The organism is Nocardia sp. NPDC051833 (assembly GCF_040681225.1).
Taxonomy (GTDB): Bacteria; Actinomycetota; Actinomycetes; order Mycobacteriales; family Mycobacteriaceae; genus Nocardia.
On record NZ_JBFAYK010000004.1, the window covers coordinates 225,616 to 238,588 of the forward strand.

Annotated in this window: 15 protein-coding genes and 1 pseudogene; 11 read left to right on the forward strand and 5 right to left on the reverse strand. The window is 70.8% G+C overall.

Going from position 1 to position 12,973, the window contains the following annotated elements:
* Nucleotides 1-57 precede the first annotated feature (57 nt).
* The gene (locus AB0L91_RS29425; RefSeq protein WP_355276987.1) at nt 58-336 is read left to right on the forward strand and encodes a hypothetical protein; all 279 of its coding nucleotides are present in this window, start codon (nt 58-60) and stop codon (nt 334-336) included.
* Nucleotides 323-787 (forward strand): DUF5130 domain-containing protein, encoded by a 465-nt coding sequence (locus AB0L91_RS29430; RefSeq protein WP_355276990.1) that lies wholly within the window; start codon nt 323-325, stop codon nt 785-787. The genes AB0L91_RS29425 and AB0L91_RS29430 overlap by 14 nt, the downstream gene beginning before the upstream one ends.
* A 24-nt stretch (nt 788-811) precedes the next feature.
* On the opposite strand, the gene AB0L91_RS29435 is transcribed toward AB0L91_RS29430, so the two are convergent.
* Nucleotides 812-1,846 carry a helix-turn-helix domain-containing protein gene (locus AB0L91_RS29435; protein WP_365015635.1) on the reverse strand — a complete coding sequence of 345 codons (1,035 nt, stop codon included), beginning with the start codon at nt 1,844-1,846 and terminating at the stop codon, nt 812-814.
* A gap of 400 nt (nt 1,847-2,246) precedes the next feature.
* Between AB0L91_RS29435 and AB0L91_RS29440 the strand changes: the two genes are divergently transcribed.
* The 6 genes and pseudogenes from AB0L91_RS29440 to AB0L91_RS29465 all read left to right on the forward strand — a co-directional run bounded on the left by AB0L91_RS29440 (nt 2,247) and on the right by AB0L91_RS29465 (nt 7,151).
* Complete coding sequence (locus AB0L91_RS29440; protein ID WP_365015637.1) at nt 2,247-2,870, forward strand: pyridoxamine 5'-phosphate oxidase family protein; 624 nt, start codon at nt 2,247-2,249, stop codon at nt 2,868-2,870.
* Between the two features lie 78 nt (nt 2,871-2,948).
* Entirely contained in the window at nt 2,949-4,094 is a 1,146-nt protein-coding gene (locus AB0L91_RS29445; RefSeq protein WP_365015639.1) for an MFS transporter, read from the forward strand.
* 14 nt (nt 4,095-4,108) lie between these two features.
* A pseudogene (locus tag AB0L91_RS29450) lies at nt 4,109-4,471 on the forward strand (diguanylate cyclase); the annotation flags it as partial.
* Between the two features lie 27 nt (nt 4,472-4,498).
* A complete protein-coding gene (locus tag AB0L91_RS29455; protein WP_365015641.1) occupies nt 4,499-5,365 on the forward strand; it encodes an alpha/beta hydrolase in 867 nt (288 codons plus the stop codon).
* A gap of 114 nt (nt 5,366-5,479) precedes the next feature.
* Nucleotides 5,480-6,688 (forward strand): lipase family protein, encoded by a 1,209-nt coding sequence (locus AB0L91_RS29460; RefSeq protein WP_365015643.1) that lies wholly within the window; start codon nt 5,480-5,482, stop codon nt 6,686-6,688.
* Between the two features lie 58 nt (nt 6,689-6,746).
* The gene (locus tag AB0L91_RS29465; protein ID WP_365015645.1) at nt 6,747-7,151 is read left to right on the forward strand and encodes a helix-turn-helix transcriptional regulator; all 405 of its coding nucleotides are present in this window, start codon (nt 6,747-6,749) and stop codon (nt 7,149-7,151) included.
* A gap of 9 nt (nt 7,152-7,160) precedes the next feature.
* On the opposite strand, the gene AB0L91_RS29470 is transcribed toward AB0L91_RS29465, so the two are convergent.
* On the reverse strand, nt 7,161-7,763 hold the full coding sequence (locus tag AB0L91_RS29470) for a TetR/AcrR family transcriptional regulator (protein ID WP_355277007.1): 603 nt from the start codon (nt 7,761-7,763) through the stop codon (nt 7,161-7,163).
* Between the two features lie 59 nt (nt 7,764-7,822).
* Here AB0L91_RS29470 and AB0L91_RS29475 point away from each other — a divergent pair, with 59 nt between their 5' ends.
* The 3 genes from AB0L91_RS29475 to AB0L91_RS29485 are packed head-to-tail and all read left to right on the forward strand — an operon-like array spanning nt 7,823 to nt 11,084.
* Nucleotides 7,823-8,776: a patatin-like phospholipase family protein gene (locus tag AB0L91_RS29475; RefSeq protein ID WP_365015647.1), complete on the forward strand. Its 954-nt coding sequence runs from the start codon at nt 7,823-7,825 to the stop codon at nt 8,774-8,776.
* Nucleotides 8,773-10,251 carry an NAD(P)/FAD-dependent oxidoreductase gene (locus AB0L91_RS29480; RefSeq protein WP_365015648.1) on the forward strand — a complete coding sequence of 493 codons (1,479 nt, stop codon included), beginning with the start codon at nt 8,773-8,775 and terminating at the stop codon, nt 10,249-10,251. The genes AB0L91_RS29475 and AB0L91_RS29480 overlap by 4 nt, the downstream gene beginning before the upstream one ends.
* The gene (locus tag AB0L91_RS29485) at nt 10,248-11,084 is read left to right on the forward strand and encodes an SDR family oxidoreductase (RefSeq protein WP_365015650.1); all 837 of its coding nucleotides are present in this window, start codon (nt 10,248-10,250) and stop codon (nt 11,082-11,084) included. The genes AB0L91_RS29480 and AB0L91_RS29485 overlap by 4 nt, the downstream gene beginning before the upstream one ends.
* Before the next feature lie 9 nt (nt 11,085-11,093).
* On the opposite strand, the gene AB0L91_RS29490 is transcribed toward AB0L91_RS29485, so the two are convergent.
* The 3 genes from AB0L91_RS29490 to AB0L91_RS29500 all read right to left on the reverse strand — a co-directional run bounded on the left by AB0L91_RS29490 (nt 11,094) and on the right by AB0L91_RS29500 (nt 12,878).
* Nucleotides 11,094-11,684 (reverse strand): ATP-dependent Clp protease proteolytic subunit, encoded by a 591-nt coding sequence (locus AB0L91_RS29490; protein WP_365015652.1) that lies wholly within the window; start codon nt 11,682-11,684, stop codon nt 11,094-11,096.
* Nucleotides 11,685-11,711: 27 nt separating this feature from the next.
* Nucleotides 11,712-12,317, reverse strand: coding sequence for an ATP-dependent Clp protease proteolytic subunit (locus AB0L91_RS29495; RefSeq protein ID WP_355277019.1), 606 nt, complete (start codon nt 12,315-12,317; stop codon nt 11,712-11,714).
* Between the two features lie 99 nt (nt 12,318-12,416).
* A complete protein-coding gene (locus tag AB0L91_RS29500) occupies nt 12,417-12,878 on the reverse strand; it encodes an SRPBCC family protein (RefSeq protein ID WP_355277020.1) in 462 nt (153 codons plus the stop codon).
* Nucleotides 12,879-12,973 lie beyond the last annotated feature (95 nt).

Consider the following 12,973-nt stretch of genomic DNA (forward strand, 5'->3'; position numbering starts at 1 on the left):
GCGGTTTCGGGAGTGCCGGAGGATGAACTACTACACAGCATCGTCTACCGTTGGTCCGTGAGCATTCTCGAGACAGTGCTGATCTTCGTCGGCATCCCGGCCGCGATCTACTTCGCGATCGCGGGTTTGTCCTATCTCGGTAAGCCATTCCCCGGCGAGAAGCCGGCCCACTTCGCGCTCGGGCAGAAGTGGACCCACCAGCCGGTGCTGTGGAGTGCTACCGATGAGGTGACCGCCGCGGCGGGTCACCACACCGCCGAGTCGCATGGCAGCCATGCGGCTCTCGACGCCGCGAACGCGGAGCTGATCGGAGGCCGGGCAAGTGGCAAGTTCTAATTGGCCTGCGGTGGTCGAAGCCGACCTGCCGCACGGATTCGCGCTGACCAGCAGCGGCCGCGTCTCGGGCGTGCACGAGCCGGGCACCGTCTTCGACGAGGTGCCGTTCACCGACCGTGAGCGCATCATGCTCGACAACGCGCTCACCGAGGCGACCCGCGCGACCAAGGTCCGCTTCAACATCTACCTCGGCGATCTCGGCAACGACCCGGCGGCCGGCGCCGACGCGGTCCTGCCGAACACCCCCGAGGCGGCCGACTCGGTGCTCATCGCGGTCTCGCCGAACCAGCACGCCATCGAGGTGCGCTCCGGCGCCAACGTCGCCGAGCGTGCCAACGATCGCATCTGCCAGCTGGGCGTCACCGCCGCGCTGGCGTCGTTCCGTCAGGGCAACCTGATCGACGGCCTGATCTCCGCCGTCCGCGTGATGGCCGCGGCCATCGGCCGCTAGTTCGTTCTCCGCCGAACGGCGCGTTCACCTTCGGGTGAACGCGCCGTTCGTGTTTCCCGGCCCGGCGGCCCGCCGGAAGGTGTCCGGGCTCTGGCCGGTCCAGCGCCGGAAGGAGCGGCGCAGGGTGCGGGCGTCGCTGTAGCCGAGGCGGGCGGCGATGGACTGGACGGGGAGGTCGGACTCGCGCAGGAGCGCTTCGGCGCGCTCGCGGCGGGCGGCGTCGACTTCGTCGCGCCAGGTGGTGCCCGCCTCGGCGAGCCTGCGCTGGAAGGTGCGTGGGCTGGCGGCGAAGCGGGCCGCGACGGCGGGGAGTTCGAGGTCGCCCGCGGCGAGTTCGTCGAGGATCGCGGCGCGCAGCGCTTCTCGGTAGGTGGGGACGGGGCCGGAGGTGGCGAGGGCGAGCTCGGCGTGCTGCCGCACCAGGGCGCCCAGGTGCGGGTCGGTGCCGGTGGGCAGCGCGGCGACGTCGAGGAAGGTCAGCTGGGCGCGTGGGGCGCCGAAGTCGATCTGCCGGGTGCCGAAGACGTCGACGAGGTGCTGCCGGGTGGCGGGCGCGCGCCGGCTGAGCGCGACGTGCACGGGCGTGATCGCCGTGCGCGTGGCCTCGCGCATCCGCCGCAGCACCGTCGTCAGGACGAAGTCCTCGACCGGAGCCAGCAGCGGATCCGGCTCGATCGCGTCGAACCGCAGGACCAGCAGTCCGCCGTCCTCGCGCACGGTCCAGCCGACGCCCGGATCGGTGACCAGTGCCCGCAGATCGAACGCGGCGCGGACGCTCTCGGCCAGGGTGGGCGCGCTGGTGAACAGGTAGTCCCATTCGAGCAGCTGCCCGCGCTCGGTGGCCGCGCCCGCGCGCAGCCCGGCGCCGGGACCGCCGGCCGCGTCGACGAGTTCCCAGATGCGCCAGGTCGATTCGGTGGGGATGCGGGACAGTCCGTCGGCGATGCCCGCGGGATCGGGGCCTGGCAGATGCCGCAGCTCGGCCTCGGTGACCCCGACATCCCGTGCGGTCGCCCGGATCAGCCGGGCGGTGCGTACCGGGATGGTGCTGTCGATCACCAGCGGATGCTAGTCCACGGCGGTCGTGGTGCCCCAACCGAATTTCCGGCCGGACGGGCTGGCGCGGAAAGTCCGCTGCGCGGCGTCAGCGGTCCGCCGTCGCCGCCCCGCTCGCGCCGTAGGTTCTGAGTACGCCGCGAAGGCGTTTCGTCGCCCATCCGAAAGTTTTTCCCCGAACCGGGAATCAAACACCTCCGGTCTAACCTTCTATCTGTTGTTAGATGGTTAGAGCGATGCCAGCCATCCTCACGAACCGAAAGGGCGAGCCCATGACCTTCCACACCGTCCCGCCGTCCGGCCGCGCCGCGCACGCCGGATTCGGTTCGATCCGAGCGCGACTGGCGCCGCGGCGGGTCCGCGTCGTCACCGGGAGCGATGCCGAACGGGCGAAGGGGTAGTCGTGACCGGGCACTACGCGCAGGTCGCGTTCACTCCGCTGGTGCGTGCGCATCAGCGCGCGCACGGCAGCCTGCGCAGCTACGAGCGGATGGCGCAGGTGCCCGAGGTCGCCGACCGGATCGGGCCCGACGAGGCCTGGTTCATCGGCGAGCGGGACAGTTTCTACCTGGCGACGGTCGGCGAGACCGGCTGGCCCTACATCCAGCACCGCGGTGGCGCACCGGGATTCCTGAAGGTCCTCGGTGAGCGCACGCTGGGCTTCGCCGACTTCCGCGGCAACAAGCAGTACATCAGTCGCGGCAATCTCGACCACGACGACCGGGTCTCGCTGTTCCTGATGGACTACGCCACGCAGACGCGGATGAAGATCTTCGGCCGGGCGCGGGTGGTCGAGGCCGCCGACGATCCGGAACTGATCGCCGCGCTCACGATCGAGGGATACCCGGCGCGGGTCGAGCGCGCGGTGCTGATCGAGGTCGAGGCATTCGACTGGAACTGCCGCCAGCACATTCCGCCGCTGTTCCCGCGCGCGGCGGTCGCCGAGGCGATGCAGGTCCTGCGGGATCGGATCGGCGAACTGGAGGCCGAGATCGCCCACCTGCGAGGCGATTCCGCGCGCGATTGATGTCCGGCGGCGGGAATGCCGCCGACTGCGGCCAGTTATAACCAGTCAAATCACTTTAGATAGTTAGGAGGTGACGGCATGCGACGTGAACACCTCGCCTGGGCCGGACTCGCCGCGATGACCGTGTCGTTCGGCCTGAACTTCACGATGGGCGTGTTCTTCGCGCCGACCGCCGCCGCGTACGGCGTCTCGGCGACAGCGCTGGCCGTCGCCGCCGCGCTGGGCACCGCGGTCACCGGGCTGGCGCAGCAGGGCATCGGCAGGCTGCTCGACCTGTTCGGGCCCAAGCTCGTGCTGATCGGCGGGCTCACCCTGATCTCGAGCAGCTACCTGGTGCTGGCCACGGTCACCGAGACCTGGCAGTTCGTCGCGGCCTACATGGTGCTCGGCGGCCTCGGCTTCGCGTCCTCCTCGACGCTGACCGTGACCACCCTGCTCGGCCGGGCGCACGGCGCGCAGGCCGGACCCGCCATGGCGCGCGCGGCGATCGGCATCAACCTGGGTCAGCTGATCACGCCGTGGGCGGCCACGGCGCTGTTCGAGCCGATCGGCGTGCGCGGCACCTTCGCGCTGCTCGGCGCGATCGGCCTGGGCGCGACCGCCGTGCTGTGGCGGTTGCTGCCGACGGATCAGCGGGCGGCGACGGTCGCCGGTGCCGGGGAGTCGCTGGCCGACCGGTGGAAAGTGCTGGTGTCCTTCGGGTTACACGCGGCGACCCTGTACGTGGTCGTGCTGATGCTGCCCAAGCACGCGGTGGAGCAGGGCTGGTCGGTGGCGGGCGCGGGCAGGCTCGTCGCGCTGGCTGCCCTCGCGGCCGGACTCACCTCGGCCGCGATGGTGCGCCTGCTGCGGCGTTACCCGCCGGAACCCCTGCTGCGGGTGCTGTATTCGGTGCGCCTGGCCGCCCTGCTGCCCGCCGTGTTCATCCCCGGCCCGCAGGTGCTGGTCGTGGTGGCCGTGCTGTTCGGCATCGCCTCGTTCCCGGTCATCCCGCTGACCATGGCGATCCTCTCGCGCGGCCTCGACCCGGCCCGGATGGGCCGCACGCTCGCCCCGGCCTGGGTGATCCACCAGCTCGCCGCCGCCACCGGCCTCGCCGTGGCCACCGCGGTGCACGCCCTCACCGACAGCTACCGCGGCTATTTCGCGCTCGGCCTGGTCTTCACCGTCGCCGCCGCGGCCCTGATCACTCCGGTTCGCCGCCGCGAACCGGTCACCGCCTGAAAGGAACACCCCGACGCGCGCACGGCATCGCCGACTGCCTGGCCGAACTCGCCTGGACCGGCATCGCCCTGCACACCACCCCGGAGATCCCCCTGCACATGGCGCCCGAGATCGCGCTGGTCACGCGCGGCGTCGAGCTGGACGTGCTGGGGATCGGCTACGACGCGATCTCCGACCGACAGCGCGACGCCGTGGTCGCCGAGCATCCCCGCCCCGACTTCAAACGCCAGATCCTCGCCGCCTTCACCGACGGCATCCGCGACCGCCCCGACACCACCTTCGGCACCGTGAAAGCCGATGTGCTGGCCCATTTCGTCCCCGGCTTCCGGCGCGGCGACTTCGTCGAGGTCATCCAGAACTCCGCCTGGTCCGAGTAAGAACCCACCGAGAAAGAGAGATTCATCATGAGCCAGATCCGGCACAACACCGTCCAGATCCAGGGACACACCGTCTTCTACCGCGAAGCGGGCGACCCGGAACGTCCCACTGTGCTTCTGCTGCACGGGTTCCCGACGAGCTCGGCCATGTTCCGCAACCTGATCCCGGTCCTCGCCGAGGACTACCACGTCATCGCGCCCGACCACCTGGGCTTCGGCCAGTCGGCCGCGCCGGGTGTCGACGAGTTCGACTACACCTTCGACGCGCTCACCGGCATCACCCTGGACCTGCTCGACACCCTCGGCATCGATCGCTTCGCGATCTACATCCAGGACTACGGCGCTCCCATCGGGCTGCGCATCGCCTCGCGCAACCCGGAGCGGGTCACCGCGATCATCACCCAGAGCGGCAACGCCTACCTGGAGGGCTTCACGCCGTTCTGGGAGGTGCTGTTCGCGCACGCGACCGACCGTGTCACCCATGAACCCGAGGTGCGCAAGCTGCTCGAGCTCGACGCCACGAAATGGCAGTACACGCACGGTGTTCCGGCCGACCGGCTGTCGCTGGTCAGCCCGGACACGTGGACTCTCGACCAGGCCTACCTGGATCGCCCCGGCAACAAGGAGATCCAGCTGCAGCTGTTCTTCGACTACAAGAACAACCTCGACGGCTACCCCGCGTTCCAGAAGTACTTCGCCGAGCATCGCCCGCCGACCCTGATCGCCTGGGGTGAGCACGACGAGATCTTCGGTGCCGACGGTGCCCGCGCCTACCTGAACGACCTGCCCGACGCGGAACTGCACCTGCTCGACGCCGGCCACTTCGCCCTGGAGACGCACGGACCGGAGATCGCCGCGCTGATCCGCGACTTCCTCGGCCGGACCCTGCGCTGAGCCCGACGGACGGCCGGGCGACGAGCGGCGCCCGGCCGTCCACGCGGCATCGAGTAACCTGATCGGCGGTTTACCGGTCGCGCGGGGCGGCCGTTCGGTGGCAGTGGGGGGAACATGCAGACGGGAATCGCCCGGGTGATCACGGCCGCCGCGGTGGCCTGCCTGGCCTGGCCCGCCGCGGCCTGCGCATCGGACACGGCGAGCGCGGCCGAGGTCGTGGGAGCGCCACGGTCGGACTTCTATTCGCCACCCGCGGAATCGATTCCGGGCCCGCACGGGTCGGTGATCCGGACGCAACCGGTCACCGGGTCGCAGGCGGTGCCGGGCGCCCGCAACTTCCTGGTGCTCTACCGATCGGTCGACGCGCAGGGCCGACCCGTCGCGGTGTCGGGCACGCTCGCCGTGCCGGAGGGGACGCCACCGGCGGGCGGGTGGCCGCTGCTCTCGTGGGCGCCGGGCACCAACGGTGTCGCCGACGCGTGCGCGCCCTCGCGTACGGAGGGGTCGTCGCCGGGCCGGGACGACCAGGCCCGCTGGGTCGCCAAGGGCTACGCCGTGGCCAGAACCGACTATCTCGGCCTCGGCACGCCGGGCGACCACGGCTATCTGATCGGCGAGACCGAACAGCGAGCGATGAGCGATATCGCCACGGCCGCACGCGAAGTCGACCGGACAGTGGGCACCCGCTGGGTGGCGATGGGACATTCGCAGGGCGGGCACGCCGCCCTGTTCGCCGCGAGCGCGGCGGGCGGGTGGGCGCCCGGCGCGGAACTGCTGGGCGCGGTCGCGCTGGCACCCGCCTCACATCTGGGCGAACAGATCAGGATGGCGAAGTGGGCGGTGTCGAATCCGCTCGGCAAGCTCGGCACCGGGGACGTCTCGCTGTACGTGCCGCTGCTGGTGCGCGGCGCGCAGACCGTCACCGATGTCGATCCCGGCCGGTTCCTCACCGGGCGCGCGGTCTCGATGCTGCCGCTCGCCGACTCCGAATGCACCGCGGGACTGCGGGATCGGAGCAAGTGGGGCGGGCTCTCGGCGAAGGACGTGTTCACGAAGGACGGCGATCTGTCCGGTCTGCTGCGGGTCCTCGACGACAACGATCCCAGCGCCTTGCGTTTCGCGGCGCCGGTGCTGGTCCTGCAGGGCCGCTCCGACATGACCGTGCCGCTGAAGTCGACCGACGCGATGGTGGCCGAGCAGCAGCTCAACGGCCAATCCGTCGACTACCGCAAGTTCGACGACGTCGACCACAGCGGCATCGTGGCGGCGTCCTTCGCCGACGCGCTCGGCTGGGTGGACACCCGCTTCGGCATCACCCGCTGAGTTACGCCCACAGCAGAAGAACCGGGTGTGTCGGGACCGGTGTCCCTACGCTCGACGTATGGGCGAACACAGCGGGTTGCGGGTGATTCCGGGCGGACGCGGCGAACGGCGGCCGCGCCCCGAACCGTTGTGGCGCGAAGCCCTCGGCGAGCGGCTGCGGACCCTGCGGCTCGAGCAACGCTCCACGCTCGTCGACACCGCCGGTCGCGCCGGCATCTCCCCGCAGTACCTGTCCGAGGTCGAGCGCGGCCGCAAGGAGCCGTCCAGCGAGATGATCGCGGCGCTCGCCGGCGCGCTCGACACCTCGCTGAGCGATCTGGTCGCCCAGGTGGCCGAGTCGCTGCGTGGCCGGGTCCCGGCCAGGGCCGTCGTCGTCGGCGGTGACCGTGGAATCGGCACGCACGCGCAGCCCGCGCCCGTGCAGAACTCGTTCGCGCCGAACGCCGTGCTCATGGTGGCCTGAGCCGGGCGGTTACGCCGTCCGGACCGATTCGAGCAGGCTGCGCAGCAGGTCGACCAGCGCGCTGACCGGCATCTCGGGGTCGATCGCGCGCTGCACGCCGAGACCGATACCGAGTGAGAGCAGCTGCACGGCGGCGTCGTCGGCCGAGATCGGCAGCTCGAAACCCATCTCGTCGGCCTGGACCTGGATCAGCGAGCCGAGTACCGCGGTCATCGACCGCCTGCGCGCCGCCAGCTCCGTACGCACCTCCGGCATGTGCCGGGTACTGGTGGCGAATTCGACCTCGAGCGCCGTCCAGCCGACATCACCGATGTTCTCGTCGGCCCAGCGCGCGAAACCCTCGATCCGTTCGGTCATCGTGTCGTGGCTCATGACCGCCTCGCTGAGCGAGTGCGCGCGCTCCACGTGCACGACATCGATCACGGCCAGGCCCAGTTCGTGCTTGGTGGCGAAGTTCGAGTAGACGGCGCCCTTGGAGAAGCCCGCCTCGGCGGCCACCTTCTCGAGGGAGGTCACGTTGTAGCCGTCCGCGAGGAAAAGTCGCTTGGCGGTCTCGACCAATCGTTCGCGGGTCTGAGCGTGCGATTCCTTACGTGTCATCCGGGCGGCCACGGCAAAAGTGTAGCAAGTCGGGGTACCGCTGGAATTCGAATACCGTTAGTATCCGAGTTATGACTACACGACGTGGCCTCGCCATCGGGTGCGGCGGCATCCTCGGCTTCGCCTGGACCGCGGTCGCCCTCGACGCCGTCGAACAGGGGCTCGGCTGGGATGTCCGCACCGCCGACGTACTGATCGGCACCTCCGCGGGCGCCGAGATCGTCGCCGCGCTCGGCGCGGGCCGAACCCCGGCCGACCTGCTCGCCGCGCTCGACGGCGCGCCCGGTGCCGATCCGGTCCTGGCCCGGCATGTGGCCGTCGACCCGGGGATGACGCCGCCGGTGCCCGGCCTCGGACTGCCCGGTCTCGGGCTGATCGGCGCCGGTGTGCGCGGCGGATCGGTCTACACCGCGCTGGCCGGACTGCTGCCGAAGGGTCGCGGTGACGCCGACTGGCTGCGCGCCTTCGGCCGGGCGCTGACCCCGCGCGGCGGGTGGGTCGACCATCCGGCGGCCTGGCTGGTCGCCGCCGACCCGCGCACCGGCGAGCGGGTCGCCTTCGGGTCACCGAGCGCGCCGACGGTCGACCTCGGGACCGCCATCGCCGCCTCCTGGGCCATCCCCGGCTGGTTCCCGCCGGTGCCGGTGCGCGGCCGCCCGTTCGTCGACGGTGGCGCGGTGTCCTCGGTGTCGGCCGATCTGCTGGCCCCGCTGGACCTCGACGAGGTGGTGGTCGTCGCGCCGATGACCACCGAGGGCGGCGCGCCCGCCACCGGCCTGAGCCGGGTCGAACGACTGCTGCGCGGCCAGATGACGCGCGGCCTCGATCGCGAGGTGGCGCTGCTGCGCGCGCGGGGCACCCGGGTGATCCGGGTCGAGCCAGGACCCGCCGAACTCGCGGCCATGGGCGCCAACTTCATGGACTCCGCCCGGCGTCCGGCCACCCTGGCCGCCGCCCGCCGGACCGTCCCCGCCCGGGTCGCCGACGCGATCCGGACATCTGCTGTCGAAGGAGAAATCGTATGAGTCACCACGACGTGGTCGTGATCGGTGCGGGTATCTCGGGTATCTGCGCCGCCATCAAGCTCGCCGAGGCGGGCGTCGAGGACGTCGTGATCCTCGAGAAGGCCGAGACCTTCGGTGGCACCTGGCGCGCCAACACCTATCCGGGCTGCGCCTGCGACGTCCCCTCGGGCCTGTACTCGTTCTCCTTCGCGCCCAACAGCGAATGGTCGCGGTTGTTCGCGACCCAGCCCGAGATCCTCGCCTACGTCGACCGGGTCGCCCGCGACAACGGTCTGGCCGCGCGCACCCGCTTCGGCGTGGAAGTGCTCGGCGCGCGCTGGGACGACACCGACCGCCGGTGGCGCCTCGACACCAGCACCGGGGAGCTGACCGCCCGGTTCGTCGTCTCGGCCGCCGGCCCGTGGAACGAACCGCGCTTCCCCGACATCCCCGGCCTGGCCGAATTCCCCGGCGAGGTCTTCCACTCCGCGCGCTGGAACCACGACTACGACCTGCGCGGCAAGCGCGTCGCCGTGGTGGGGACCGGCGCCTCGGCGGTGCAGTTCGTGCCCGCCATCCAGCCCGAGGTCGCCGAGCTGCACCTGTTCCAGCGCACCGCGCAGTGGGTGCTGCCCAAGCTCGACCATCCGGTGCCCGCCGTCGAGAAGCGGGTGATGCGCAGGCTGCCGTTCGCGCACAAGGCGTTGCGCTCGGTCGAGTACGGGCTGATGGAAGCGCTCGGGGTGGCGTTCCGCAATCCGCGGCCGTTGATGCAGACCGTGCAGAAGGTCGGTTCGGCGTATCTGCGCGCGGTGGTGCGTGATCCGCAGCTGCGCGCCAAGCTCACCCCCGACTACCTGCTCGGCTGCAAGCGAATCCTGTTCTCCAACAGCTACCTCCAGTCGCTCACCCAGGACAACGTCGACGTGCACGCCACCGCCGTCGCCGAGTTCCGCGGCAGCACCGTGCTCGGCGCCGACGGCAGCACCGCCGAGGTCGACGCCGTCATCCTGGGCACCGGCTTCCACATCCTCGACACCCCGCTGGCCGACATCGTGCGCGGCGCCGACGGCCGCACCATGGCCGAGCACTGGCAGGGCTCGCCCGAGGCCTACCTCGGCACCGTCACCACCGGTTTCCCGAACGCGTTCACCGTGCTCGGCCCCAGCCTCGGCACCGGCCACTCCTCGGCCTTCGCCATTCTGGAGGCGCAGGTCGACTTCCTGGTTTCGGCGATCGCGAGCGCCCGGCGCCGCGGCTGGGCGATCCTGGACGTGCGCCCCGAGGTCCAGGCCCGCTACGTCGACCAGGTGCAGGCCGCGCTCACCGGCACCGTCTACAACGCGGGCGGCTGCCAGAGCTACTACCTGGACGCCAACGGCCGCAACAGTTTCAGCTGGCCCTGGTCCACCGGCGAACTGACCCGCCGGGTCAGCGCCTTCGACCCCGACGACTTCAGCATCACCCACGACGACGAGATGGCGGTCCCCGCATGAGCTACCCACGGATTGATCTGGACGGCGCGCTGGTCGCGATCACCGGCGCCGCGCGCGGCATCGGCCTGGCCACCGCCGCGGCCTTCGCCGCCAGGGGCGCCTATGTCGCGCTCGGCGATCTCGACGAGGCGCTGGCGGTGCAGGCCGCCGACGGACTCGGCGACCGGGCGATGGGCCATGTCCTCGACGTCACCGACAAGGGCTCCTACGCGGCGTTCCTCGCGGCCGCCGAGACCTGGCGCGGCGCACCGCTGGACGTGCTGGTGAACAACGCGGGCGTGATGCCCAACGGCGCCTTCCTCGAGCAGGCCGACCGGATCGACCAGCTCACCATGGACGTCAACGTCTACGGCGTCATCCACGGGATGCGGCTGGCCCTGCCGGGGATGGTCGAGCGCGGCTACGGCCACGTCGTGAATGTCGCCTCGCTCGCGGGCAAGTTCCCGATCAAGGGCCTGGCGGTCTACAACGCCAGCAAGTTCGCGGTGGTCGGGCTGACCGCGGCGACCCGGCTGGAGATGGACGCCACCGGCGTGAGCGTGAGCGCGGTGCTGCCCTCGGCGGTGCGCACCGAGCTCAGTTCCGGCATCGACTACGGCATCCTGCCCGCCGTCGATCCCGAGGACATCGCCGCCGCCGTGGTCCGCAGCGTGAAGTCCAGGGCCGCCGAGATCGCGGTGCCGTCGTATGTCGGGCTGATGGCCGATGCCGCCGGGCTGGTGCCCGAGCCGGTGATGCGGGTCTTCCGCAAGGCCGCCCACGACGACGCCGCGATCACCCGGGTCGACGACACCGTGCGCCGGGCCTACCTGGACCGCATCGAAAAGCAGTGAGCTCGGCGCTCACTCCCGCTCGTGCAATACGAGGTCGACCAGGCCGTATTCCAGCGCCGTCTCGGCGGTGAACACCCGGTCCCGGTCGGTGTCGCGGCGCAGGGTCTCCGGCGTCTGCCCGGTGTGCTTGGACAGGATCGCCTCGATGGCCGCCCGCATCCGGACGATCTCGTCGGCCTGCAGGATCAGGTCCGGGATGGTGCCCTGGCCGCGAGTCGCGGGTTGGTGCAACACGATCCGGGTGTGCGGCAGCATCGCGCGATGCCCGGCCGCGCCACCGGCCAGCAGCACAGCGCCGACCGCGATGGCCTGGCCGACGCAGGTGGTGTGCACGGGCGCCTTGATGAAACTCATGGTGTCGTAGACGGCGAGCATGGCGGACAGGTCGCCGCCCTCGCAGTTGATGTAGAGGCTGATCGGCTGGCCGGGGCTGTCGGATTCCAGGTGCAGCAGCTGGGCGATCAGCGCGTTGGCGACACCGGAATCGATGGGTGTGCCCAGGTAGACGATGCGCTCGCTGAGCAGGTGCGAGTAGATGTCGGTGATCCGTTCACCGCCGCGATGCTGGGACACGACATTGGGGATGGTGTAGCTGGTCATGAGTATCTCCTCTGCGGGAACCGTGGCTCAGGCCGTGATGCCGATGCGGTGGCGGTTGGGGACGACCTGGTCGAAGGATTCGACGATGTGGTCGATGAAGCCGTAGTCCTTGGCCTGGGTGGCGGTGAACCAGCGGTCGTGCAGGGAGTCCTCGTAGATCCGGTCGAACGGCTGGCCGGTGTCGGCGGCGATCAGGCCGAGCACGGTGTCGACGGTGTAGCGCAGATCGTCGGCCTGCACCTCGACCTCCACGGCGCTGCCGCCGATGCCGGCCGAGCCCTGGTGCATGAGGATGCGGGCGTGCGGCAGCGCGAACCGGCGCCCGGGCGTGCCGGAGGAGAGCAGGAATTGCCCAGCGCTGCACGCCAACCCGAGGGCCAGGGTGGAGACCTCGCACGGGACCAGCCGCATCACGTCGCGGATGGCGAGCATCGAGGGCACCGAGCCGCCGGGGGAGTGGATCCACAGCGAGATCGGGGCTTCGGGGCTCTGCGCGGCCAGCGTGAGCAGCTGGGTGATCAGCAGGGTGCCGTTGTCGTCGTCGAGCGCGCCGTCGAGCACGAGGATGCGGCGGCCGAACAGTTGTTCGCGGGCTCGCCAGCTGAACATCGGGGTCTTGTCGTCGTGTGCCATGCGTCCACGGTGCCTCGCGCGCACCGGGTTTCGCCGCCGTTGCTGCTCCCGGCAGATCCGCTCACAGCAGCAGAGGCGGCCCGCCGGGGTGGCGCTCGATCAGCCCGCGGTCGGCTCGGCCACGGTCAGCTCCTTCGCGCAGATGTCGAGGATCTGCCCGAAGATCCTGGCGACCACCGGCGCCGCCAGCCTGCGCGTGACCGGTCCGGCGAGCAGCGGCACCTTCGCCTCCATGGTGGTCGTCCAGACGACCCGCGTGCCACCCGGCACGGTCGTGAAGGTCATGGTGCCGCCCTCGTGCCGTGACGGCGGAACGCTGCGGGTGACCAGGTAGTCGAACGAGAACGGCGGATCGTAGCGCGTGATCCGTTCCTCGAGGTGGCCGATCAGCCAGGTGTGCCGCCGGATCGCGCCGACCCCGTACGGCGCGCCCTGACCGGGGTGGGCCAGCCGGTTGCGCAGCACCCAGAACGAGCGCTCGTAGTTCGTCGTGGTCGCGCACCAGTCGAAGACCTGATCGATCGGCGCCGCGATCACCCGCTCGACAGCGATGGTTTCCATCCCGCTTCTCCTTCGAAGACCGACATGGAGGTGATCCCCCGGGTCGGAGCCTACCCGCCGGATCCGCCGACGTGGCGAAATGTGTTGAGCCACAG

Coding starts and splice junctions, on each gene's coding strand:
- AB0L91_RS29445 (WP_365015639.1), top strand. CDS start 2,949: ATGCGACGTGAACACCTCGCCTGGGCCGGACTCGCCGCGATGACCGTG.
- AB0L91_RS29455 (WP_365015641.1), top strand. CDS start 4,499: ATGAGCCAGATCCGGCACAACACCGTCCAGATCCAGGGACACACCGTC.
- AB0L91_RS29460 (WP_365015643.1), top strand. CDS start 5,480: ATGCAGACGGGAATCGCCCGGGTGATCACGGCCGCCGCGGTGGCCTGC.
- AB0L91_RS29465 (WP_365015645.1), top strand. CDS start 6,747: ATGGGCGAACACAGCGGGTTGCGGGTGATTCCGGGCGGACGCGGCGAA.
- AB0L91_RS29475 (WP_365015647.1), top strand. CDS start 7,823: ATGACTACACGACGTGGCCTCGCCATCGGGTGCGGCGGCATCCTCGGC.
- AB0L91_RS29480 (WP_365015648.1), top strand. CDS start 8,773: ATGAGTCACCACGACGTGGTCGTGATCGGTGCGGGTATCTCGGGTATC.
- AB0L91_RS29485 (WP_365015650.1), top strand. CDS start 10,248: ATGAGCTACCCACGGATTGATCTGGACGGCGCGCTGGTCGCGATCACC.
- AB0L91_RS29490 (WP_365015652.1), bottom strand. CDS start 11,684: ATGACCAGCTACACCATCCCCAATGTCGTGTCCCAGCATCGCGGCGGT.
- AB0L91_RS29495 (WP_355277019.1), bottom strand. CDS start 12,317: ATGGCACACGACGACAAGACCCCGATGTTCAGCTGGCGAGCCCGCGAA.
- AB0L91_RS29500 (WP_355277020.1), bottom strand. CDS start 12,878: ATGGAAACCATCGCTGTCGAGCGGGTGATCGCGGCGCCGATCGATCAG.